Raw genomic sequence first — 22,267 nt, forward strand, 5'->3', positions numbered from 1 at the left:
CGCTGACGCCGCGGGGGCCTGGGTTTGCCCCGCCTGCGTCAGCGGGGCTGCATTGCCCTGCGGCGGCGCAGCCGCAGGCGCTGGCACTGCCGCCGGTGGCGCAGCCGCTGGCGTTGACACTGCCGCCGTTGGCGCAGCCAATGCCGCCGGTGGTGGCACTGCCGCCGGTGTTGGTGCCGCCGCTTGCGCCGATGCTGCCGCCGGCATAGAAGCTGCCGTTGGCGCAGGGCTTCCGCCCGCAACGTTAGCGGGCGGCGAAGCGGCGAGCTGCGGCAGTGTGCCGCGCAGCTCGCTGAGCACGCCCTGCAGCTTCGTTAGCAGCGCCGTGCCGGACTGCTGCGCTGCCGGTCCACCGGCATTGCCTGCGGCAGCTTGCGCACGCTCCGGCTGAGCTGCGGTCCCCGCCTTGGCCGCATTCGCCGCAGGCTCCGCCTCTGATCCGGCAGATCCTGCACCGATTCGTACCGCTGCAGGATCTGCTCCACTCTCTTTCAGCCGCGCCGCAGGATTCTGCGTGTCAGCTCCTTCAGCCGAACTCCCTGAAGCCGCATTTGCTGCCTTAGGGAGAACACCCGCGTCGGCAGATTCGTTGTCTGCCGGCACAGCCGCAGCAGTACCTGCCACGTTCTTGGCTGCGGCTTCAGGATTAGTACCTTCGGCTTCGGGTGTGTTCGCGGCCATCGCTGCCGCAGCCTGTTCACCCTTCCCTGCGCCAGCCTGCGCTGCCGTAGACTGCACAGCTGGTTTGGCCCCGTCAGCAGCTTCGTCCGGCATAGCAGAAGCCGCTAGGGCAGCTTTAACCGCTGCCGGATCAACATCAAGCTCTCCGCCTGCCACAGCAAGACCAGTACCAGTATTGCCGGTAGAAGAAGGGGCAGCAGATCCGGAAGGAGCCGTAAGCTTCTCCGAACCAACTATGGCCTTTCCACCCTCCCCTTCACTTTCCTGCTGTGCCCAGAGCGTAAGCTCCGTTTCAAGCTTGGTCAGCAATTCATGCAGTTTCGGACCAAACACAGCCTGCTGCAGCCCCTTCACGCTCTCCGCTGTCACAGGCAGTCCCCGTTTCACCGAGATCACTGCCGCTTCCAGCCACTCCGAAGTAGGCACGCCCTGCGGCTTGGCGTTCATCACCGCATCGAGCTTCGCCGCCGTCTCTTTGGTCAGGGGCAGGCCTCCTGATTGCATGGCCTGAATAATCTCCCGTCCTGCCTTGGAATCTGACAGCCCAAGTGATTCCAGTGCCTCCCCCATGCTCTGAGATGATGCAAGAGCTGATTCGCCAAGGGAGACCGGCTTCAATACGGGCAGCCCGCCCTCACCCGGAGGCGCAACCTGCAGATTTAAGGTTTGTCCAGGCTGCAGCGGAGTTTCCAGCTCCGCACGGACAGGCGTGCCTTGGATCTGTACGACCGCTTCTTTGCCGGATTCCGACACACTGAGGACTACACCACGAACGACCTGGCCTTCCTTCAGTTCCAAAGACTTGGCTTCTCCCGGTTTACTGTCTCCGAGCAATCCTCGAATCAAAGATCCGATATTCATGCCGTTTTCTCCTCCCTTCGTTTAATGTCTTCTTAGTATATCGACATTTGAGTTCTTTTTTTAAAATAACGTCTGCTGCTCCGCCAATATCCGGCTGATGAAGCTCCGCCGGTGCATAGGCGTTGGCCCCAGGGCCACAATTTGCTCGCGGTGAAGCTTGGTCGCGTAGCCTTTATGTATTTTAATCCCATAGTCCGGGTATAATTCCTCCCACAAGCCTTCACAGAGCCGGTCACGGGTCACCTTCGCCACAATGGATGCCGCAGCTATAGATTGACTATTGGCATCTCCTTTAATAATTGAACGCTGAGGAAACGGCAGATCCACTTTTTCCGCATCTATTAGCATGTAATCCGGCGTATGGCTCAAGCCCTCCACCGCCTTCTTCATCGCCAGCCGCGAAGCCTGTTTAATGTTAATTTCATCAATCACCGCAGAGTCAACGTGGCCAACACCAACCGCCAGCGCTTGCTCCATAATGAGCTCAAACAAAACATCTCTCTTCTTGGCGCTCAGCTTCTTTGAATCGTCAACACCCTCTATAATAAGTCCTTCTGGCAATATCACCGCTGCGGCGACAACATCCCCGAACAGACAGCCTCTGCCCACCTCATCTACACCGGCAATCCGGCAAAACGACTGCTCCCAGCCTTCTTTTTCGTATAACAACATATCTGCAGTACTCACTGTTCATCCACCGCCAGTTTCACTTATATTCAATCCTACTGCTGTTTAGCTTATCATATGAAGCCTTCAGGGGGCATCCCTCTTTAAGTTAATAAAATAAATCTGCATAGGACCCATTTCAATCATGCTTCAAAACAAAGACAACAAAAAGAGCCACCCCAAAAAGTGGATGGCTTATAATCCAATCATTATTTTACCGTGCTTAAGGCATCTCCAGGGTAAAGGTTCCAAGCTTTCCTGCCCGCAGTTCATGGAGTAACGTACGTGATGCCTTCTCCAGATCCACTCGCCCGCCACTGATGAGGCAGCCACGTTTACGCCCTATCGCTTCCAGAACGGCAACGATCTCATCGGGGTTCTCCAGATCCTCAGGAAGCTTATCAATCCCGAAGCGTTCCTTAAACCGGGAACCATAATCCGAGACCAGATATTTGACAGCATAAAAGGCGATATCCTCGACGTTCAGAATCTCCTCTTTAATAGCTCCGGTTACCGCAAGGCGGTAGCCTACATCCTGATCCTCGAACTTTGGCCACAGAATACCCGGGGTATCCAGAAGTTCCAGATTTCCGCCCGTTTTGATCCATTGCTGGCCCTTTGTGACCCCTGGACGATCACCGGTTGCAGCGATGCTCTTGCCTGCCATCCGGTTAATTAGAGTCGATTTGCCCACATTGGGAATCCCCACGATCAGCGCGCGCATCGCCCGCGGATTCATCCCCTTGGCAATTTGCCGATCAATCTTCTCCTTCAGCAGCAGCTTAACCTGTTCAGGGATTTCCTTCACACCTGTTCCGGTAGACGCATCTACAGGATGGGCGACATGCCCCTGGGCTTTGAAGTACGACAACCATTTACGCGTCGCTTCTGGATCAGCCAAATCTGCTTTATTCAGAATAATCAATCTCGGCTTGTCCCGTAAAATATCGTCAATCATCGGATTGCGGCTGGAAAGCGGCAGACGGGAATCGAGCAGTTCTATTGCAACATCTATCAGCTTCAGCTTATCCTCAATTTGCCGTCTAGCCTTCGTCATATGACCCGGAAACCATTGAATGGCCATTGCCGTCACCTCCTTTGACTTCTGTCAGCTTAATGGTTAATTACTGAAATGTCTTTGACCGGCCAAAAAATCAGATCTGCACGGCCTACAATATCACCAAGCGGCACATAACCGATCATCCGGCTGTCTGTACTGTCTGAGCGGTTATCCCCCATTACGAATACATGTCCTTCGGGCACTGTGCCGTCAGTAAAATCTTCGTTAGGGAAATTTTTATTATTGTACAAAGCATTATTATTATGCGCTTCATCAATCGCGCCTTGAATGTAAGTTTCGTTCACAGGTTCACCGTTAACTGTAACGACATCCCCTTCGACTTTCACCGTATCTCCAGCCACTCCAATTACGCGCTTGATGAAGTCCTTGCCCTCTGAAGGCACATGAAACACAATCACCTCGCCACGCTGCGGAGAGCGGATGTCATACAAGATTTCATTTACAATTACCCGTTCACCGGTATGGAAATTAGGCTTCATGGAAGGTCCATCCACAATAAACGGCTTAAATAAAAGCCATCGTATCAGAATTACCAGAACCAATGCAATTGCTATCGCTTTAATCCATTCCAATACTTCATTCTTCTGTTTCTTGGGGTTCTGTCCGCCGGACTCCACGATCTCCCCTTGTCCCTGCTGCAAATCCTGCTGCATAATTCACCGTCCTCTCTTCATCCTATACTCACTATACAACACAAAAAAACTCCTGCCAAAAACCCCTCCACGATTACTCCTTCAGGAGGCCTTTTCGGAGAAGCTGATCCTAAGGCAACTATTTCAATGTCCATTATTGGGGTCGAGAAGAACCGGATATAGCAACAAGAATAAACGAAAGGGGCTTGAACTCAAGCCCCTTTCCTTTGTCACTATTCTAGCGACGGATTTCTTTAATTCTTGCAGCTTTACCGCGCAGTTCACGAAGATAGTAGAGCTTCGCACGACGAACTTTACCACGGCGAGCCACTTCGATTTTCTCGAGTTTAGGCGAGTTGATTGGGAAAGTTCTTTCCACACCAACACCGTAAGAAATTTTACGAACCGTAAAAGTCTCACCAATTCCACCGCCGCGACGTTTGATTACAACGCCTTCGAACAACTGGATCCGTTCACGAGTTCCTTCGATAACTTTTACGTGTACCTTCAAAGTGTCACCCGGGCGAAAACTCGGGATATCTTTGCGGATTTGTTCTTGCGTAATTGCTTGTAGGATATTCATTTAGGACTTCCTCCTTCCGTACAGGTGTTCATGCCTCTTCCGGAGAGACCATCGCTCTCCCTCATTATCCGCAGAGGACCACCGTATTCCACACAACAGAAATAATAATAACATAAAGAGTAGGCTAATACAACTATATTTTTAGAGCGGCAGCATATCCTTCTTTTGGGCTTTGGTTTTGCAATCCTTGCATAGTCCGACTACGCTTCCATTATCCTGGGCATAAAAGATAAGTTTGCCGTTTCTCTTCTTGCATGAGGAACAGAGCTGATCCGTGGAACTCTGCTTAGCTTTGCGGTGTCTGTCCATCGAGATCACATTGCTGGCCGTTGCAGTCTTTGGACTTCCGGCCCTCTTATGCCGTCTGTTAAACAGCCAGTAAACAACCACAACAAATAACAATACGATCAGGATTGCTGCATATCGCATCAGGCTCATCCGCTCCCTTGACTTTTTACAGTCAAAATAGTAATAGACCGCCCTTCGTGGTGCCTGAGAGTCGGTCTGTTTTCTGCTGCCAGGCTCCGTTACACTTCTACACTTCCATTGCTCTGATTTCCAACCCGCCGTTTCAGCTTTACTGAACCTTTCATCTACAGCTAATTTTAACACAATCGTTTATTGATTTGTAGTCGCGCCCATAGGTACTGGACTTTAGTCCAGCACAGCAACCGGTCTCCAGCCTGTTATTCAATTATTTACCATAATATATAATAACGATTATACATAAGCAATATACAGACTTTTAGGAGGGGCTCCATTTGAAAAAAAATTATAAACCAGCAAAGATTGCAGCACTGGCTGTTTTCTCCATTGTACTATTAGCCGGCTGCAGAGAACTACCTGGCAAGGAAGCTGCCGATAATCAACTTGAACAGCGCTTATCCGGCAACTCCCAACAGGAAGTTGCTGACAGCAATGGGGAGTTTGAAGAATTCTCTAGTGAACTCGGGCAGGAAATCAGTGAAGCAGCAGCAGATTTAGGGCAGGATATCGGAGAAGCCATGGAAAATGTGCATCAAGCCGTTCAGAATACTGCGTCCGTCGTGGCAGAACAGATCACAGCCGACAGTGTCAGCAAAGAACTTGTTGCCACCTCGAAAGTGGGGTCTTCCTCTACACTTACCCTGGACAATGCAGTGGGTGAGGTTGAGGTCATCTCCTCTACAGGAAATACTGTCAACGTAACCGCTACTATTGTAGCCCATCATGCCTCCAGCAAATATGCTCCAGAGTTGTTTGATAATGCTGAAGTATCTGTAAAAATTAGCGGTGACGAGCTTAAAGTATCCACCTATGCCAAGGACAGTCCCAAAAAGGATTTATGGTCCTGGGCACACAAAAAATACGGCTATTCAGATTTCAGCATCAACTACCTGATTGAGCTTCCAGCTAGTGTCGACAGATTTGAAATCAATAATGATGTAGGTTCTATTGAGCTGAGCCAGTTGCAGGGAACCTTTGACATTTCGAGCGATGTTGGAGCCATCACACTCCGGGATGTTGAAGTCACCGGCAAGTCCAAGGTAGAGACAGATACCGGAAGCATCGAGCTAAATATCAATGAGATGAAAAACGGCAGCAGTCTCAAAGCTAAAAGTGACATAGGTAAAATATCCGCCTCTTTGGACAGCAGTCTCAAATGCACCGTGGAGGCCTCCAGTGAGCTTGGACATATTTCCGGTACAGGTTCGGGCAAACATGATTTAAACGGGGGTGGACCGCTATTGTCCCTATCCACGGAAATCGGCTCCATCTCCATACAGAACTAAAATGAAAGACACCGAACCGAATATCAAAATTTACGTATATACGCAAAAAGTGGGCTTCCCAGATTAGGGAGGCCCACTTTTTCGCCTTTTAGATCAGCGCGATTGCCAGCAGTGTAAACAAGCTTAAAGTTAAAATTTCACTGCCGTACCCATAAAAACCACCGTAATAATTGCCTGGGTAAAATGCCGAGGTTTTCATTTTTCCGTTGCCCTTCGTTTTCAGATAGACATTGTTCCGATCCACATCCACGATGATACCTTCATGCTGTTTTCCATCGGTTGTCATAATCCGTACCCTTTTGTTTTTGCATTGCAGACAATTATAATATGCTTCCACCCGTAACTCCTCCTTTACTGTAATGATTTATATTATGACTGGAGGGATTAGCCGGTAACGGCTAAGTTACCATTGTGAAATATATGTGAAATAAATAACTTGTGAACAATGTGTGTCTTTTTCGTTGGAAAAGGTTTATAATAAGATTACAAACAGTAAAGCGCTTACGGGCTTGTATATGTACTAATCCGAACTTAAGGAGGCATGAATCATGAGTACAGCAGGGAGAAATTTTATTAACGAGGGAATACTGCGCATCGCCTTGTTCCTAATCTTTGCATCACTTACTTACACAGTAAGAAACTACGTCTGGGCCATTATCGTACTCACGGTTGTTGCATTATATGCATTGGTTACTGGGATCATTAAGCTTACCCGCAGTGACAGTGAAGTACTAGAGCGACGATAACCAAGTGGAAACGGCTTTGCCGTCCTCAAAAGGACGGTATCCGTTTCAGCGAGAAATAGAAGGATAGTTTATAGCGTGAAGCATATAAATTCTTATATTTGGACAAAAAACCGCTTCATACGGAATCTTGAATCCGTATGAAGCGGTTTTTTTAGTGTCTTATCGGAGTAACAGGATTTGAACCTGCGACCTCACCCACCCCAAGGGTGCGCGCTACCAGGCTGCGCTATACCCCGACGGCTACTCCGTAACTTCCGCGCCATTATCACGTTCTGTCAACGATTGCCCATACGGTCGTCACAGCTTTTTACCAATCTCGCGTTTATTATAGCGTATGGCCGTGCACCTATGCAATAAAATAACGCGCACCTGTACAAACTTGTTCACATGCGATATAATGCGAACATACATTCGCAATCGAACGGAGGCACTGTAATGTCCGCAACACGCAACTCACCCGCATCTATCACCGCAGAAGTCCGCAACTTCATCCGTCCTTACACGATCCTTCCGATGGTGAAAGCCGCCTTCGAACGGGACTCCCAGATATTCCTCTCGATGCACACACTTGACCCGTACGTCGCGTGGCTGACACAGGCCCGGGAAAGATTAACGCAAGAAGAGCTCATGATAAAGGCGCAGGCACATCAGAGCGGAATTAGCATTATAGAAAAACAGCACATAGATGGCACGTTGCGGATTCGTTATCAATGCCAGGCTGGCATCGGTGACTTAGCAATCCCGGATGCCGAGGTTGCAGAGGAAGCTGCGGACCTTATGCGGCGGCTATTGACGTTCTAAAACGAAAATAAGCGCAGATCTCCGGGTTCTCATCAAAGCAATGCTTTCTTCTGTGAAAATAGTTTTTAATATATTCTTAAAATTTTATAGATTTTTAAATTACGTTATGCTATACTCTTGGCACAAGGAAAGGAGGTGCGTTCACATCAAGCATGACATGCTGAACGTATCCCTTACCCGGACCAACGGCTGAACAACTGGCTTTGGTGGCGCGGGATACGGATCAAAGTAATAAAACAGCGCCTCGGGTAGAGAGACCGTCTTCGGACGGTCTTTTTCATGTAAAAAACCATTAAAGCAGCGGGTCATTGATCCGTCTGTTCTAATGGTTTTTTTGGGTTACTGCTGCTATTACTATAGCACTTCTCCTATTGGACCTGTTGCCAGGGTCTGTTCTCTACTCAAAAAAGGGGGTTACGATTTACGATTCGTATAAAAATCGATAATATCGCTTACTGTGCGGAGCGGCTCCGCTTCCTTGTGGACAGTGTCCACGTCCGGTTTAAATTCTTCACGCGTATTCGTAGTCACTTTCAGTTCATTCCTTTCAATTGTTAAGCTAGCTGCATCTAAGCTGCATATCTTATTGCGGCACCTCTATTTATTACCCTAAAAAAAGGATAACTACGCACATTTGCTCTTATTTTTTTGTGAAGCTTATGTGTCTGTTAAATTAATCACTACATAACAAAAAACGCCTCCTCAACGTAATATACGTTAAAAAGACGTGTGATATGCCTTGTGCCATTAATTATTTTGTTCAGGCTTGTTCTGCTGCTGGCGCAAACGCTCCAGTGTTTTCTTATCCTTCACCGTTAATTCGGCGGTATCCAGAAGATCCGGTCTCCGCTCCAGGGTTCGTTCCAGAGCCTGCTCACGCCGCCATATTTCGATATTGGCATGGTGACCGCTCAACAGCATATCCGGCACCTTCCATCCCCGAAACTCAGCCGGACGCGTATAATGCGGATACTCTAGCAGGCCGGTGCTGAACGAATCTGTTATCGCTGAGGTTTCATTTCCGAGGGCCCCGGGCTGCAGCCGCACCACCGAATCGATGACCGTCAGGGCGGGCAGCTCACCACCAGTCAGCACGTAATCCCCAATGGACAGCTCATCCGTTACGAGATGCTCTCTGATCCGTTCATCATAACCTTCATAATGGCCACAGATAAAGATCAGATGCTGCTCCTGGGCCAATTCCTCGGCGATGTGCTGGTTATATTGTTTTCCCTGCGGGCACATAAGGATAATACGCGGTTTCACAGGAGAAGCAGACGTACGTTCCACTATTGCTCCAGTACCATGCTGGCGCTCATCTCCGTTTACATCGTCGCTTTCGGGAAAACTCCCCGCGGTGGTCTCCTCAGCTTGTACTCCGTCCTGCGAGATGCCCAGCACATGTTCCACGGCAGCAAAGATTGGGTCAGGCTTCAGCACCATCCCTCCCCCTCCGCCATAGGGCGTGTCATCCACACTGTTATGCTTGTTGCCTGAGAAATCACGGAAATTGACTGCGTTTAGGGAGACGATACCTTTTTCACGTGCTTTGCCAAGAATACTTGTGCCAAATACACCCTCACACATTTCCGGGAAGAGCGTCAGCACATCAATTCTCATCATGGCAATAGTCCTTCCATCAGGTGAACGGTGATTTTCTGGGCTGCAATATCCACGTCAAGCACTACATCATTGATGACCGGAATAAGAATATCCTGTCCTTTGGCCGGCTTCACAACCCAGACGTCGTTGGCTCCAGGCTGCAGGATGTCTGTAATCGTGCCCAGCGGCTGGCTTCCATCCTCATCAGTGTATACTTCGCAGCCAACGATGTGGTGGAAGTAATATTCATTTTCCGGAAGCTCGACCAGATCATCACTAGGAACCTTAAGCAGGCTGCCTTTATATTTCTCGATCTGATTGATGTTGGTATAGCCCTTCAGTTTGGCAATGAACATCCCTTTATGCTCTTTGGCGGATTCCACGATCACCTCGAATTTCGGACTTCCATCAGCGGGGATAAGCAGCAGCTTTTTGCCCGGTGCAAAGCGGACATCCGGAAAATCGGTATGCGATAAAATCTTGACCTCCCCGCGAATGCCGTGGGTATTGACCAGCCTGCCTACGGTTAACTCTTCCGTCATATAATCCTCTCCTTCAAATATTATCAGCGTTACTGCTGCAATAGGACTCGTACATAAATGGCACGGCAACGCCTATTTTGGTTCTTTGTACATTAATCTATACTGCTATATTTGAACAAAAAGGAGCCGGGATATACTATCCCTAGCCCCTCATTGAACGCATCCATTAAGATAAAATATCCACGGTAACGCGTTTATCGCTCTTGACTGCTGCAGATGTGACTACTGTGCGAAGCGCTTTGGCGATCCGCCCCTGCTTGCCAATGACCTTGCCGACATCATCAGGATGTACGGAGAGCTCATATACAATCAGGTGATCCTTCTCTACAGTCCGCACGATCACATCTTCTGGATGATCCACTAAAGCCTTAGCAATAACACCAACTAATTCTTCCATAGAGGACCCTCGCAATCAGTCATTATTTCTGTTGCTTCAGCTCATGGAACTTCTTCATCACGCCTGCTTTGGAAAGCAAGTTGCGGACGGTATCAGATGCTTGTGCACCTGTTTGAAGCCATTTAAGAGCTTTTTCCTCATCGATCTTAACTACTGCCGGTTGTTCAATCGGATTATAATAACCGATTTCCTCGATGAAACGACCGTCACGAGGGGACCGGGAATCGGAAACCACTACACGATAGAAAGGCGCTTTATGTGCACCCATTCTTTTCAAACGAATACGTACTGCCACGAAATTCACCTCCTTAAAAGAATATCGAAAGATTGGGAAGAGTTTGCCGGAAACCTTTTTTCGATCCCTCCCAAACCCTCCCTTAGCCAAGGGAGGGCCCCAAGGGCTCTGCCCTCTGGACACCCGGCTAAGTGCAATTGGCGTGGGCATTCAGACTGGCGGGACCTGGGATAGTTAGAGCAGGACCGCTTTTCGTCCCTGGCGGGACCCGCTTAACAACGGGCGGTACTAGGGAACTGGTTTTACAAACTCTTTAGATCAAAAGATTAAGATCAAAAGATTAAGACCCTCTTGATCATCTGATGTTGTACAATGTCTGATCTATTAGAAACTACCAAAGGCAAACTCTTCTTAAATCAACGGAAAGGGAACTTCATACCCTTGCCGCCGCCAAGGCTCTTAAGCTGCTTCATGGCGTTTTTCTTACCGCCCTTACCGCCGCCGCCGCCCATCATACCGGAGAACTGCTTCATCATTTTGCGCATTTCATCGAACTGCTTGATGAGACGGTTAACCTCGGCTACGTTGGTTCCGCTGCCTGCGGCGATGCGCTTGCGGCGGTTATGATTGATGATCTCTGGCTGGGCTTTCTCCGCTTTGGTCATCGAATGAACAATTGCTTCGACGCGGCCCATCTGCTTGTCGTCGACCTTCAGGTCCTTCATGCCTTTGGCTTTATTCATGCCAGGCAGCATGTCGAGAATCTGGTCGATCGGACCAAGCTTCTTGACCTGATCCATCTGCTCCAGGAAATCGTCGAACGTAAATTCCGCATTACGCATCTTACGTTCCATTTCCTTCGCTTTTTCGGTATCAATGTTGGCCTGAGCCTTCTCGATCAAGGAGAGCATATCGCCCATGCCGAGAATCCGTGAAGCCATCCGTTCCGGGTGGAACGGCTCCAGCGCATCGATCTTCTCGCCCAGTGCGGCGAATTTGATCGGAGTGCCGGTTACGGCTTTGACGGACAATGCCGCACCACCGCGGCTGTCGCCGTCGAGCTTCGTCAGCACTACGCCGGTAAGCTCAAGCTGCTTGTTGAAGCTGTCGGCTACATTTACAGCATCCTGACCTGTCATGGCATCCACTACAAGCAGCACCTCGTCAGGATTCACGACGTTATGGATCTGCTTCAGCTCTTCCATCAGCTCTTCATCAATATGCAGGCGGCCTGCAGTATCGATGATCACATAATCCAGTCCGTTGTCCTTCGCGTGCTGGACCGCTTGTCTGGCAATCTCCACCGGGCTCGTCTGATCTCCCAGAGAGAATACTGGAACCTTAATTTGTTCGCCCAGCACCTGCAGCTGCTTGATTGCAGCCGGCCGGTAAATATCGCCCGCTACAAGCAAAGGACGGTGATTGCCCTTCTGCAGCAGCTTGGCCAGCTTGCCTGAAGTGGTCGTCTTACCGGCCCCTTGCAGACCCGCCATCATAATGACTGTCGGCGGCTTATTGGACTTGGCCAGCTTCGCTTGGCTTCCACCCATCAGGTCGGTTAATTCCTTGTTAACGATATCAATGATGACCATGCCGGGAGTAAAGCTGTCCATCACTTCCTTGCCGATCGACTTCTCCTTCACCTTGGACACGAAGTCCTTGACTACTTTGAAGTTAACATCGGCTTCCAGAAGCGCCAGCCGCACTTCACGCATCGCTTCGTTGACGTCATCTTCAGTTACTTTTCCTTTGCCGCGCAGCTTGCTGAACACATTCTGCAATCTTCCGGTTAAACCTTCAAACGCCATATGCGGCTGTCTCCCTTCATGCTACTCTAACCTCTGCAAACGATCCAGGATATCCGTGAACCGCTGTTTATATTGCTCAGGCAGCATCCCATTGTCCGGCAGTCTGCGCAGTTCTTCTAAATATCGGTTGCGGTCTTCATGCTTGGCAAGAAGCCCAAGCTTCTCTTCATAATTCTCCAGCACTTGCTCCGCACGTTTAATATGTTCATAAACGGCTTGGCGGCTGATTTCAAATTCCGCGGCGATCTCTCCGAGTGAGAAATCATCGTGGAAATAATATTTAAGAAACGTTTGCTGCTTGTCAGTAAGCAGGCGTTCATAGAAAGCAAATAACAAGTTAATCCGGTTAGTTTTCTCGAGCCTATTCTCCTGACTCATTAAGGGCACTCCCTTCGTCAAGGAAAAACACTTTACAGCTTCACAACGTCCCTTATGATACCGAAAACAAAGAAAGATGTCAAGCCTTTTTGCTTGTCATCTTATTCTTTGTGCCCAAACCCTAATTTCTGTCCCGAAATGCTCTGAATTAACGGATGGGAAGCAGGTAAATCAGCACCGCGAAAAAGTGGGTCACACTTCCCGCCAGTACAAACACATGCCAGATGGCGTGGTGGTACGGGAAACCTCTCCATACATAAAAGATGGTCCCCAGCGTGTACAATATTCCACCTGCCATCAGCAGTGTCATGCCCCCTCCGGCCACTACAGCCGATAAAGGATTCCAGGCGATCACAATCAGCCAGCCCATCGCAATGTAGAAGACAGTGGACATGAACAGAAACCTTTTGACGAAGTAGGCCTTGAACAATACTCCGAAGAATGCCACTCCCCAGATAATGCCGAACAGGCTCCATCCAAGCGTGCCACGAATGGCTACCAGCAAAAATGGTGTATAGGTACCGGCAATAAACAGATAAATCGAGGAGTGGTCAAAGAATTCGAACAGATCCTTCGCTTTGCCCTCCCTGAGACTATGAACCAGTGTGGAATTCAGATACAGAAGCAGCATCGTCGTTCCATAAATGGAAAAGCTGACTACATGCCAAGCAGTCCCCTTCAGACTGGCAAATACAACAAGCAGGACAAGTGCAGCTACACTCAGTACCGTACCTATACCATGAGTAATTGCATTGGCTACCTCTTCCCTGCGGCTGTAAGTATGCGTGTTTGCCATAATAAAATCCTTCCGTTTGCGGTTTCCTTCTATTATATCGTTTTCCCGGAACTCATTCCAGCCTATAGCCTCATTTGGGATTTACAGCTTGTAAAGCTCCGTATATTTCGCCTCAAGATAGTCAGCCAGATAATCCGGGTTCAGCGGTTCGCCGGTCACCTGTTCGATAATTTGTGAAGGCGTCAGCGCCGAACCGTACCGGTAGATCTTGTCTGTAAGCCATTCCTTAATTGGCAGCAGATTGCCTTCGGCGATCAGAGCATCAAATTCCGGCAGCTCTTTGCGCAGAGTGTTCAAAATTTGCGCAGCATACATATTACCAAGGGAGTATGAGGCAAAATAACCAAAGTCACCGCCGGACCAATGGACATCCTGCAGTACGCCAAGCGCATCGGTCGGCGGTGTAATGCCGAGGTATTCCTGATATTTGGCATTCCATACTTTTGGCAGATCCTTCACTTCCAGACCTTCATTAAAGATCAGCTTCTCGATTTCATAACGGACGATAATGTGCAGGTTATAAGTCAGCTCATCGGCTTCGATGCGGATGAAGGAATTCGCCACACTGTTGATCGCACGGTAGAAATCTTCCACTTCCACATTTGTCAGCTGTTCAGGGAAATGCTGCTGCAGATCGCCGTAATAACGCTGCCAGAAGGCCCGGCTGCGGCCGATCATATTCTCCCACAGTCTCGACTGGGATTCATGGATGCCCATAGATGCCCCTTGAGCCAGCGGTGTGCCGACCAGAGCCTTGCTGATGTTTTGCTCATACAGAGCATGTCCGCCCTCATGGAGCGAGCTGAAAATAGCACTAGTAACGTTGTCCAGCAAATAGTTGGTAGTGATGCGCACATCGCCTGGATTCAGCCCGGTTGCAAAAGGATGTACACTTTCATCCAGTCGGCCCGCTTCAAAGTCATAGCCCATCTGCCCCAGAACAAAGAGGCCGAATTTCTCCTGTTGCTCTTTGGCATAGATTTCACTCAGGAATTTCGTGTCCGGCTTGTTAGTCGAAGCATTGATGGCTTCCACCAGCGGAACAAGGCGGCTGCGCAGACGATCGAAGATCCCATCGACTTTTTCGGTGGTCAGATCTGGTTCGTACATATCCAGCAGCGTATCGTATCGGGTGCCTTTGACACCCCAATAATCAATGAACTCCTGCTTAAAGGCAACAATCCGGCTTAAGAACGGCTCAAAGGAGGCAAAATCATTGCTATCCTTGGCTTCTTCCCACACGGTTTGCGAATGAGCCGACAGAACCGAATATTCCTCAAATCTCTTGGATGGAATGCTCTTGCTGCGCTCGAACTCTTTGCGGCAATCTTTCACGATTTTGTTCTGGTTGTCGCTTAGCTGGCTGCTGACAGCCGGGCGGCTGAAAAATTCAGTGAACTCTCCCATTTCCGGCGAAGTCTGGAGTCTGAACAGTTCTCCGCTAAGCATGCCGATCGTACCCGAACGGATCTCCACCCCTTTACGAGGTGCGCCTGTACGCAGATCCCAATGCAAAAGTCCGATTGTTTCAGAATACCCGCTGATTTTTAATAATAGCTCTTCAAATTTCTCCCACTCTTCTTTAACCGTCTGTTCCATATCCGAGCACCTGCTTTCTCTGTTTTAGCGTCTCCTCTTGATGATACTTTTTTAAATAAGTATAATCAACTTCAGAGCCTTACATCTCTAATTTGAAATACTTTATCATTAAGCCGATAGGAGTGTGAACAGAACATGAAGATTCAGATTACACCTCTGGCCGAGAGGAAGCTGAAGGAAAGGCTTGGGGATCAGCCGGGGCTTTTTAAACTCTTTTATGATACGGAGGGTTGCGGCTGCGACGGAATCAATGTTCTGCTGATCGTTAATGAAGCACAATCCGGCGATGTTTCCATTGATGCAGACGAGTTGCCTTTTATCATCAGCCGCCAGCAGGAGATCTTTTATGAAGCGCAAATGCGGCTTGATGCCGAGGAGCGGTTCTCTTCGTTCAAGCTGGACAGTCATTCACAGATTTATGGCAAGAATATTCTTGTAAGAGATTTGCGCAATACCGAAGTACCCCAGCCAGGGGCTGGAATTACTTGCGAAGTAACTCCCCGTTAACCCTTAAGCATATATTCCTAAACACAGGAAGCTATGCTCACAAAACATAGTGTATGCTTCCGAGGCAAGTTTTGCACGAAGTAAACCTAGGAAGCTATGCTCACAAAACTTTTAGGAGGAAGCATGGTCATGACTCAAATTACAAATATCCTGGAGTTCAACAAACAGTTTGTCGAGAAAAAAGAATACGAAGCCTATCTGACCAGCCGCTTCCCTGATAAAAAAATGCTGATCATCACTTGCATGGACACCCGGCTCGTAGAGCTGCTGCCCAAAGCGATGAATTTCAAAAACGGTGATGTCAAAATCATTAAAAATGCCGGTGCGATCATTTCCCAGCCCTTCGGCAGCGTAATGCGGAGCGTAATGGTCGCGTTATACGAGCTGGATGCGGACGAAGTTATTGTGGTCGGCCATTACGAATGCGGCATGGCTTCGCTGAATGCAGACAAGATGATCAACTCGATCAAAGAGCGCGGCGTTTCCGAACAGGTCCTTTCGACCCTGGAGAACTCAGGGATTAAATTAACCAAGTGGCTGCGAGGGTTTGACAATGTGGAGGAAGGGGTAATTCAAACTGTGGAGCTGATCAAGCGCCACCCCTTACTCCCCCCAAACGTGCCTGTGCACGGCATGATCATCGATCCGGCAACCGGAGCGCTTGAGCTTGTCTCGGACGGGTATGTGGAGAACAAAGCAACTCTCTGAAACTGCTGTTTGCGTGGATCCTGGATCCACGCACTTTTTTTTGGCCATAATTTGTATTCCGGCATTTAATCTCTAAATTATTATATTAAAATTGAAACCTCCTAGGGCATACTACGTATTACCGGACAGACACTACAAATCCAAGACAACCTTTAGGAGGGTACTTGTACTCAATGAAACCCATGAAACGCGTAATGATGATTGTAATGGCCTTTACCCTGTTTTTTGCCGTAACCGCTCCTGACTTTGCGGATGCACGACGTGGAGGCGGCTTTAAATCCGGAACCCGCGGATTCACCACCACTCCAAAGAAATCTACAACCAATAATGTGAAAAAAAGCGATAGCACCAAAGGAACAACAACCGGCACTGCAAAACGCGGATTCTTCAGCGGAGGCAGCTTGATGAAAGGCCTGATGATCGGCGGAATCGCCGGCTTCCTCTTCGGGGGCATGTTCGGCGGAATGGGCGCTTTCGGGAATTTCCTTGGCCTAATGATTAATATGCTTGCCATCTATCTTGTAGTGGTACTGATCATGTCCTTCTTCCGCCGCAGAAAAGAAAGACGCAGGCTTGAAGAAAGGGATGGCCGTTACTAATGCCAACAACTGTTCTAAGCATGGATGAAATTATTAACGCCCTCTGCCTGCATATGGCTGAACGCAAGGCAGTCCGTGTGGAAGATGTTCAGGTAGAGCTCAGTTGGGAGGAAGATACCGGGTACAGCGCAGAGGTGTGGATTCAAGGCCGAAGCCAATACCTGGTGGAATCCAATATAACTGAAGCGATCCTCCGCTATATGCACAGTGAGTATGGCATCCGGGCTTACCGCGAAGATCTCAGACTGGAGCTAGATGAAGAAATAACGGCAATTGTCAGCACCTAATCTTATTTTCGCAGTATTCCAACAAATAAAGGGACAGCCTCCGGGCTGTCCCTTTATTGTTCTCCCGTTAATGTGAACGGCTAAATGCTGAACGCATGATAAAGTAAGATGATCACAATACATAACGTGGAAAGGGCGGACAACCACGTAAAAAACAAACTCCAGTTATAGCTTTTCATTCGTCTTATACACAATCAGAATGGTGCTCCGTTGATGCTCCGCCCCGTCCCGCGAAGATTTGACTACGGAACCGTAGCACACCTTCACTACTTGTTCTTCCTGCAATCCCATCAGAAATTCATTTGCCTTATTTTCAGCATAGGAATTATCCGCATCTACAAACTCTTTAACTTGAATCATAATATTCTCCTTTAATAGATGTAATTATTTGATAGTTCGAATTCTATATAAGAAAACAATGAAGTGCTCATGGCGCATCACTCCTCTGGTAACATTTAATGTAAGAAACCTCTAAACATACAGCAAGGCACTTCGCAGTAAACTGCGAAATGCCTTAATATCAGTCAAGCTTAACATCCAATGGGAGAAGGGTCAAATGTTTTCACTCCATAATTATGAAAAAATCCATGGCAGCCCTGTGTAACAATCGTTTGGTTCTCTGCTGAGAAGCTGATATACTGTTGTGAAGGTTTCCATTTAAGGAGATCTCTATTTGCACACCCTTTTTTAAGGGCGGTACACCAAATTTTGAGGAGGGCTGGACATGATTACGAATTACAAGATGGCAGCAGGGGATGTTTTTCTTAGAGGGGGTGAAATCTACTATGAACCATAGTCTTCTACTGCAAACCTCCCGGACTCAACTGGTAAAGCAGCTGTTATATTTTGATGAAGAGAGAAATGGATTTCTCAATCATTATTACCCTGGCAAACATCCTCAGAGAAAACAGGCGGAGGAACTGATTAACCGCTACTGCACTGTTCTAGAGCAACTTCTATCAGACTATAGTGAAGAGAAACTATGCTCGAGTGTATTGATTGGAAGCCGGCTGGACCTCCGCTATTTGGCGGATGGTTATATAGACACCTATACCATTGTGTTCCCTGCATACACCGACCCGGCCGAAGGGAAGATTTCCTGGCTGTCGCCACTGGGTATGCAGCTGCTGATGGCCCAGCGCAATCATGAGTATGAGCTTGAAGTCCCTTCAGGAAAAATCTCTGTCATGATTGACAACATCAGCTTTGAGAATAGCGGCGAAGTGGATTCAGCAGTCTGAACAAAAAAGGGGCAGCCGCCGGGCTGTCCCTTAATCATTTTCCGCTAATCTTTAAAGTACTGGGTAATTGTCCCTGCACCGTTCTGCACCTTCACCTCCGCATACGCCCCGTTGATTAAAGTGAGCTGCGGCGGAACATGGCCGAAGTCAACATCATAGATTACCGGCAATTGAAGCTCCTCAGACAACTCTTTGTAACAATCCTCCACCGTATAGCTGTCCACCGGACGATTGGCACCGCTTCTCCCGAACATAATACCGGAGCAATGCTCGAACCAGCCAGCCAGTTTCATCTGCACCAAAGACCGGCGCAAATCCACCGTGTTCAATTCACAATTCTCCAAATACCACAGGATCGGTTCGTTGTGAATCATATTCTGCTGAAAATACTGCACATTTCCGAAAGGTGTCCCGATAATATGCCGGATCACATCTATGCATCCGCCAAGCAAACGTCCGGACAGTGTTACTTCACCAGCAGTCACCGATTTCCAAACCGTCGGCTCATCCAAATGAAAGATAAAGGGGGAATTGACGTCCACTCCCCCCTCCTGCTGATACTTTGCTGAAGATTTCTGCATAATCGAACCTCCACGGGTCGTGGACATTACCTTTTGCCACATAGCTGTAGTGTTATCGGTTTGCTTCCCTCTCAGATCTGCCAGGCTTGGACCGTGCGCTGTTGCCAGACCCGTCTGCAGCGTAATGGCAAGCAGCAGCAGACTGATATCGGAAAAACCCAATATCCATTTCTCCTGCACCAGGCTGAAATCTATATATTCCAGCATTTCAATCAACAATTCCCCGCCCCATGGCGGAATGATAAGGTCGATGGCGTCATCCTGCATCATGGAGTTAAATTCCTCGGCACGTGTTTTGCCTGAAGCTGATTTGGCTTTATTCTGTTTAAATACCGTCTCGCCGCAATGCACCCGGTATCCTTTTTCTTTCATCCGCTCACAGGCTTGCTCGAACAGCTTACGGTCTAGTGGACTTACGCCATATGAAGAAGCCGTCACACCGATCGCTGCCCCGTCGTTCAATAAAGGGTATGTAATCATTTTCTACCTCCTGAAAAAATTCCCGCAATCCACCTTTGATTCTACATCGAATAGCCAGTCTTCGAAAGCCCGGATTTATCTTATACAGATACAAACGGCATAAGACATGACCAGAACATACGGCAGAGCTGCCGATGATCCAGATCATGTCTTGTATTCGTGATAGGCCCGGGATTAGATCAAAGAGATGGCGAGCAGTTCGAACAGCACAAGCGGCAAGATCACATTATTGTTAATCGGCGCGGGATATGGATAGTAGCCCGGACCCGGCGGGAATGGTTTGTAGTAGGGATTATAGTATCCGCGTACAGATTGTGTGGTGGCGGTAACTGACAGGTACAGATTTTTACTGTCCATCCCCGCAATGGTTCCCTCATGCATGAGTCCGTCAATCGTCTGTACTTTCACTTTGTGGTTTAAGTAGGGCTTGCAGGAGTGGTGCAGAGATTCACGCACTCCGTGCAGGTGCTGGACTACAGCAGGATCGGCTTGATAGATAACCGTCGCTTGCTGGCTGGAATTATATGTCGACATGTTGATTGACCTCCGTAATTGGTTTTGCTTCAGTCTATGCTAATGCCTATAGTAAGGTGTCTTCCCCTCCCATATCGTATAGAATGCCGCCCCAGACAAGTCTCCCGGAAAACCAAATAGCCGCACGTGGGGCTAGTTCCCATGTACGGCTTGTTTATCTTTTTTAGGGTTACATCCCTTTAAAAAGCCACTCCGATTCCGCCTTCGCCGGCATAGGTGCCCATAACCGGTCCCATGCTGGAGAATACGACCTCTTTAAAGGGGTGCTTTTCGAGAATGCGTTCTTTAATCTCCAGGGCCAGCTTCTCGCAGTTGCTGTGCACAATGGCAATAACCGCCTTCTCATAATCATGCTGCTTCTCCTCAAGCTTGGCCAGCAGATGGTTGAGCGCCTTGGGCAGCCCGCGGGTTTTCTCCACCACCTCAACTGTGCCTTCCTCGCTGATTTTGAGCAGCAGCTTGATGTTCAGCACCGAAGCCACCGCGCCAGACAAACGGTTCAGCCGTCCGCCCTTGATTACATTTTCCAACGTATCCAGCGTGAAGAATGCTTCCACTTCCCGGGATTTGAGAAGAATCATTTCTTTCAATTCCGCAAGGCTTGAACAGGTCACCGACCATTTCGCCGCGAAGGCGACAATCAGGGATAGTCCACCGGAAAATCTCTTCGTATCTATAACTTCAATCGCATTCGGAAATCCTTCTTCTTCATACATTTCCTTGGCGATCATCGCGGCCTGATAGGTGCTGCTAATATTGGAGGACATGCAGACGACCATAATGTCAGTGCCTGCTTCCACTTCTTTGAACTTATCCAGGAAGACTTGCGGACTGGGACTTGCTGTGGTCGGCAGTTCCTTCGATTCACGCATTTTAGCATAAAAAGCCTTCGTTTCCGTATCTTCCGGCATCAGCTCATGTCCGAAATGAACCGGCAGCTGGACTACAGTAATATCATATTGGTCAACATACTCAAGGGGGATATCGGAACCGCTATCCGTAATTATCTTGATGGGCATCAGGGTGCTCTCCTTTCAATTCTATATTATTATAGTCACCATCAGCACGAATCAATAGTACATTTTATAACTTGTCAAAACATATGTTTTATGCTTAGGGGCACATTAACTCACTTTCCGGACTATTTTTGCTGTTTGAAGACTCCCTATAACTGAAATAGCAGGCTCAAGTGTACTTTCTTACCTTTCGATGTTGTGATATGGTAAATAAATCAGCGTATAGAAATGGAGTGTAACCATGGGCAAGAACAGAGTATGGAACAAAGGCAAGCATAACGGAGGCGGACTGGCGAAGAAAAATGTAACGGACAAAGAATCCGCAGAATCGGCAACCCCAGCCGAGAGCGCTCCTGAGATTCCGAATCCGCGGATTGATACAGTAAAACCGATGAACCGCAGCAATTGGGTCGTTCGACCGGCTAGGGTAACTCCTAAAGAAACGAAAGAATAACAAGCTAAGTCTTAACCTATATCATTACAACAAGCAAATACCCAGTCAGAACACGAAAATTCAGTGTTAGACTGGGTATATTTTTATAAACTTAGCATTTTGGGTAGGTATATGAGAATGATCTATGCTTCGACCACTGTTTCCCCTTCCCCAGAAGGGGTCTCAAAACCGTTTAAAAACCGTGTAAGCGTGTCCTCAGTGATTGGAAACGCCGCATTGGCATCAAATCGCTCACTGCGGATTAGCAGCCTCTGCCGTAATTCCTCAGGCTCAACCTTCAAATGAATCAGTTCCCACACGCCGCCATACTGTTCAATCAGCTGCTTGTAATCGTTCCGTCTTTGACGCTGCCAAAAGCTGAAATCGATGACGACATGCTGCTTCCCCTGGATCAGGCGGACCAGCTCCCCGCGCAGCTTCATTTCGGATTGTTCTTTATACTGCTCATAATTCTCTTCAGGGTAATCTACTCCATAACGTCCGTGAGAAGCCCAAATGTCTTCATCTATTGAGAGACGGACGAATCCCTCTTTCTCCAGCTTTTGAGCAAAGGTTGTTTTACCCGACCCTGCCACTCCGCACATCATCACAACGACAGGAGCTGCGTTCATCGCCTTGTACTGCACCAGCTGTCCGATCACTGACTTTTCACTCCGCATAAGATGTCATCTCCTTCCCGG

The 22,267-nt window shown here is 48.5% G+C and carries 29 protein-coding genes and 1 tRNA gene; 9 read left to right on the forward strand and 21 right to left on the reverse strand.

The window, feature by feature from the left end; genetic code table 11:
• From ACAN56_RS16845 to ACAN56_RS16870, 6 genes are all read right to left on the reverse strand, one after another.
• On the reverse strand, window positions 1-1,542 hold a 1,542-nt coding region (locus tag ACAN56_RS16845; protein WP_379144335.1), incomplete at its 3' end, for a hypothetical protein.
• A gap of 60 nt (window positions 1,543-1,602) precedes the next feature.
• The gene (gene rnhB / locus ACAN56_RS16850; RefSeq protein WP_038593593.1) at window positions 1,603-2,214 is read right to left on the reverse strand and encodes a ribonuclease HII; all 612 of its coding nucleotides are present in this window, start codon (window positions 2,212-2,214) and stop codon (window positions 1,603-1,605) included.
• A gap of 217 nt (window positions 2,215-2,431) precedes the next feature.
• The gene (gene ylqF, locus ACAN56_RS16855; protein ID WP_038593595.1) at window positions 2,432-3,292 is read right to left on the reverse strand and encodes a ribosome biogenesis GTPase YlqF; all 861 of its coding nucleotides are present in this window, start codon (window positions 3,290-3,292) and stop codon (window positions 2,432-2,434) included.
• 29 nt (window positions 3,293-3,321) lie between these two features.
• The gene (gene lepB / locus ACAN56_RS16860; protein WP_038593598.1) at window positions 3,322-3,942 is read right to left on the reverse strand and encodes a signal peptidase I; all 621 of its coding nucleotides are present in this window, start codon (window positions 3,940-3,942) and stop codon (window positions 3,322-3,324) included.
• Window positions 3,943-4,159: 217 nt separating this feature from the next.
• Window positions 4,160-4,504, reverse strand: a complete 345-nt coding sequence (rplS, locus tag ACAN56_RS16865; protein WP_038593601.1) for a 50S ribosomal protein L19 — start codon at window positions 4,502-4,504, stop codon at window positions 4,160-4,162.
• Window positions 4,505-4,645: 141 nt separating this feature from the next.
• Window positions 4,646-4,933, reverse strand: coding sequence for a hypothetical protein (locus ACAN56_RS16870; RefSeq protein ID WP_038593604.1), 288 nt, complete (start codon window positions 4,931-4,933; stop codon window positions 4,646-4,648).
• A 332-nt stretch (window positions 4,934-5,265) separates the two neighbouring features.
• On the opposite strand from ACAN56_RS16870, the gene ACAN56_RS16875 reads away from it, so the two are divergent.
• Window positions 5,266-6,276 carry a DUF4097 family beta strand repeat-containing protein gene (locus ACAN56_RS16875; protein WP_038593607.1) on the forward strand — a complete coding sequence of 337 codons (1,011 nt, stop codon included), beginning with the start codon at window positions 5,266-5,268 and terminating at the stop codon, window positions 6,274-6,276.
• Window positions 6,277-6,364: 88 nt separating this feature from the next.
• Here the strand turns inward: ACAN56_RS16875 and ACAN56_RS16880 are convergent, their stop codons facing one another.
• Window positions 6,365-6,613 (reverse strand): LSm family protein, encoded by a 249-nt coding sequence (locus ACAN56_RS16880; RefSeq protein WP_038593610.1) that lies wholly within the window; start codon window positions 6,611-6,613, stop codon window positions 6,365-6,367.
• Between the two features lie 211 nt (window positions 6,614-6,824).
• Here ACAN56_RS16880 and ACAN56_RS16885 point away from each other — a divergent pair, with 211 nt between their 5' ends.
• Complete coding sequence (locus ACAN56_RS16885; protein WP_038593613.1) at window positions 6,825-7,022, forward strand: hypothetical protein; 198 nt, start codon at window positions 6,825-6,827, stop codon at window positions 7,020-7,022.
• 162 nt (window positions 7,023-7,184) lie between these two features.
• Here ACAN56_RS16885 and ACAN56_RS16890 read toward each other — a convergent pair.
• A tRNA-Pro gene (locus tag ACAN56_RS16890) sits at window positions 7,185-7,258 on the reverse strand.
• A 199-nt stretch (window positions 7,259-7,457) separates the two neighbouring features.
• Between ACAN56_RS16890 and ACAN56_RS16895 the strand changes: the two genes are divergently transcribed.
• Window positions 7,458-7,823 (forward strand): YhjD family protein, encoded by a 366-nt coding sequence (locus tag ACAN56_RS16895; protein ID WP_038593616.1) that lies wholly within the window; start codon window positions 7,458-7,460, stop codon window positions 7,821-7,823.
• A 747-nt stretch (window positions 7,824-8,570) separates the two neighbouring features.
• Here the strand turns inward: ACAN56_RS16895 and trmD are convergent.
• From trmD to ACAN56_RS16935, 8 genes are all read right to left on the reverse strand, one after another.
• Complete coding sequence (gene trmD, locus ACAN56_RS16900) at window positions 8,571-9,443, reverse strand: tRNA (guanosine(37)-N1)-methyltransferase TrmD (protein WP_038600097.1); 873 nt, start codon at window positions 9,441-9,443, stop codon at window positions 8,571-8,573.
• Window positions 9,443-9,967 (reverse strand): ribosome maturation factor RimM, encoded by a 525-nt coding sequence (rimM, locus tag ACAN56_RS16905; RefSeq protein ID WP_038593619.1) that lies wholly within the window; start codon window positions 9,965-9,967, stop codon window positions 9,443-9,445. The genes trmD and rimM overlap by 1 nt, the downstream gene beginning before the upstream one ends.
• A gap of 166 nt (window positions 9,968-10,133) precedes the next feature.
• On the reverse strand, window positions 10,134-10,364 hold the full coding sequence (locus ACAN56_RS16910) for a KH domain-containing protein (RefSeq protein WP_038593622.1): 231 nt from the start codon (window positions 10,362-10,364) through the stop codon (window positions 10,134-10,136).
• Window positions 10,365-10,386: 22 nt separating this feature from the next.
• Window positions 10,387-10,659: a 30S ribosomal protein S16 gene (gene rpsP / locus ACAN56_RS16915; RefSeq protein ID WP_036688604.1), complete on the reverse strand. Its 273-nt coding sequence runs from the start codon at window positions 10,657-10,659 to the stop codon at window positions 10,387-10,389.
• Between the two features lie 356 nt (window positions 10,660-11,015).
• On the reverse strand, window positions 11,016-12,407 hold the full coding sequence (gene ffh / locus ACAN56_RS16920; protein WP_038593625.1) for a signal recognition particle protein: 1,392 nt from the start codon (window positions 12,405-12,407) through the stop codon (window positions 11,016-11,018).
• A 21-nt stretch (window positions 12,408-12,428) separates the two neighbouring features.
• The gene (locus ACAN56_RS16925) at window positions 12,429-12,785 is read right to left on the reverse strand and encodes a putative DNA-binding protein (protein WP_038593628.1); all 357 of its coding nucleotides are present in this window, start codon (window positions 12,783-12,785) and stop codon (window positions 12,429-12,431) included.
• 148 nt (window positions 12,786-12,933) lie between these two features.
• Window positions 12,934-13,581, reverse strand: a complete 648-nt coding sequence (gene trhA / locus ACAN56_RS16930) for a PAQR family membrane homeostasis protein TrhA (RefSeq protein WP_038593630.1) — start codon at window positions 13,579-13,581, stop codon at window positions 12,934-12,936.
• A gap of 81 nt (window positions 13,582-13,662) precedes the next feature.
• Window positions 13,663-15,180, reverse strand: coding sequence for a carboxypeptidase M32 (locus ACAN56_RS16935; protein WP_340897782.1), 1,518 nt, complete (start codon window positions 15,178-15,180; stop codon window positions 13,663-13,665).
• A 135-nt stretch (window positions 15,181-15,315) separates the two neighbouring features.
• On the opposite strand from ACAN56_RS16935, the gene ACAN56_RS16940 reads away from it, so the two are divergent.
• From ACAN56_RS16940 to ACAN56_RS16955, 4 genes are all read left to right on the forward strand, one after another.
• The gene (locus tag ACAN56_RS16940; RefSeq protein ID WP_340897781.1) at window positions 15,316-15,687 is read left to right on the forward strand and encodes an iron-sulfur cluster biosynthesis family protein; all 372 of its coding nucleotides are present in this window, start codon (window positions 15,316-15,318) and stop codon (window positions 15,685-15,687) included.
• A 129-nt stretch (window positions 15,688-15,816) separates the two neighbouring features.
• On the forward strand, window positions 15,817-16,395 hold the full coding sequence (locus ACAN56_RS16945; protein ID WP_038593636.1) for a beta-class carbonic anhydrase: 579 nt from the start codon (window positions 15,817-15,819) through the stop codon (window positions 16,393-16,395).
• A 182-nt stretch (window positions 16,396-16,577) separates the two neighbouring features.
• The gene (locus tag ACAN56_RS16950; RefSeq protein WP_038600100.1) at window positions 16,578-16,994 is read left to right on the forward strand and encodes a hypothetical protein; all 417 of its coding nucleotides are present in this window, start codon (window positions 16,578-16,580) and stop codon (window positions 16,992-16,994) included.
• Window positions 16,994-17,281 (forward strand): YxcD family protein, encoded by a 288-nt coding sequence (locus ACAN56_RS16955; RefSeq protein ID WP_038593639.1) that lies wholly within the window; start codon window positions 16,994-16,996, stop codon window positions 17,279-17,281. Before ACAN56_RS16950 ends, ACAN56_RS16955 begins: the two co-directional genes overlap by 1 nt.
• 165 nt (window positions 17,282-17,446) lie before the next feature.
• Here ACAN56_RS16955 and ACAN56_RS16960 read toward each other — a convergent pair whose 3' ends face one another.
• A complete protein-coding gene (locus ACAN56_RS16960; protein ID WP_038593642.1) occupies window positions 17,447-17,641 on the reverse strand; it encodes a sporulation protein Cse60 in 195 nt (64 codons plus the stop codon).
• 425 nt (window positions 17,642-18,066) lie between these two features.
• On the opposite strand from ACAN56_RS16960, the gene ACAN56_RS16965 reads away from it, so the two are divergent.
• On the forward strand, window positions 18,067-18,522 hold the full coding sequence (locus ACAN56_RS16965) for a GreA/GreB family elongation factor (RefSeq protein WP_038593645.1): 456 nt from the start codon (window positions 18,067-18,069) through the stop codon (window positions 18,520-18,522).
• Window positions 18,523-18,566: 44 nt separating this feature from the next.
• On the opposite strand, the gene ACAN56_RS16970 is transcribed toward ACAN56_RS16965, so the two are convergent.
• The 3 genes from ACAN56_RS16970 to ACAN56_RS16980 form a co-directional block, all read right to left on the reverse strand.
• A complete protein-coding gene (locus ACAN56_RS16970) occupies window positions 18,567-19,583 on the reverse strand; it encodes a S66 family peptidase (RefSeq protein ID WP_038593648.1) in 1,017 nt (338 codons plus the stop codon).
• A 174-nt stretch (window positions 19,584-19,757) separates the two neighbouring features.
• Complete coding sequence (locus ACAN56_RS16975) at window positions 19,758-20,117, reverse strand: acetyl-CoA acetyltransferase (RefSeq protein WP_340897780.1); 360 nt, start codon at window positions 20,115-20,117, stop codon at window positions 19,758-19,760.
• 179 nt (window positions 20,118-20,296) lie between these two features.
• On the reverse strand, window positions 20,297-21,136 hold the full coding sequence (locus ACAN56_RS16980) for a DegV family protein (RefSeq protein WP_038593654.1): 840 nt from the start codon (window positions 21,134-21,136) through the stop codon (window positions 20,297-20,299).
• 238 nt (window positions 21,137-21,374) lie between these two features.
• Between ACAN56_RS16980 and ACAN56_RS16985 the strand changes: the two genes are divergently transcribed.
• Window positions 21,375-21,587 (forward strand): hypothetical protein, encoded by a 213-nt coding sequence (locus ACAN56_RS16985; RefSeq protein ID WP_038593656.1) that lies wholly within the window; start codon window positions 21,375-21,377, stop codon window positions 21,585-21,587.
• Between the two features lie 122 nt (window positions 21,588-21,709).
• Here the strand turns inward: ACAN56_RS16985 and ACAN56_RS16990 are convergent, their stop codons facing one another.
• On the reverse strand, window positions 21,710-22,246 hold the full coding sequence (locus ACAN56_RS16990) for a P-loop nucleotide/nucleoside kinase family protein (protein WP_038593659.1): 537 nt from the start codon (window positions 22,244-22,246) through the stop codon (window positions 21,710-21,712).
• Between the last annotated feature and the right edge of the window lie 21 nt (window positions 22,247-22,267).

Source organism: Paenibacillus paludis, from assembly GCF_042610515.1.
Lineage (GTDB): Bacteria > Bacillota > Bacilli > Paenibacillales > Paenibacillaceae > Paenibacillus_AQ.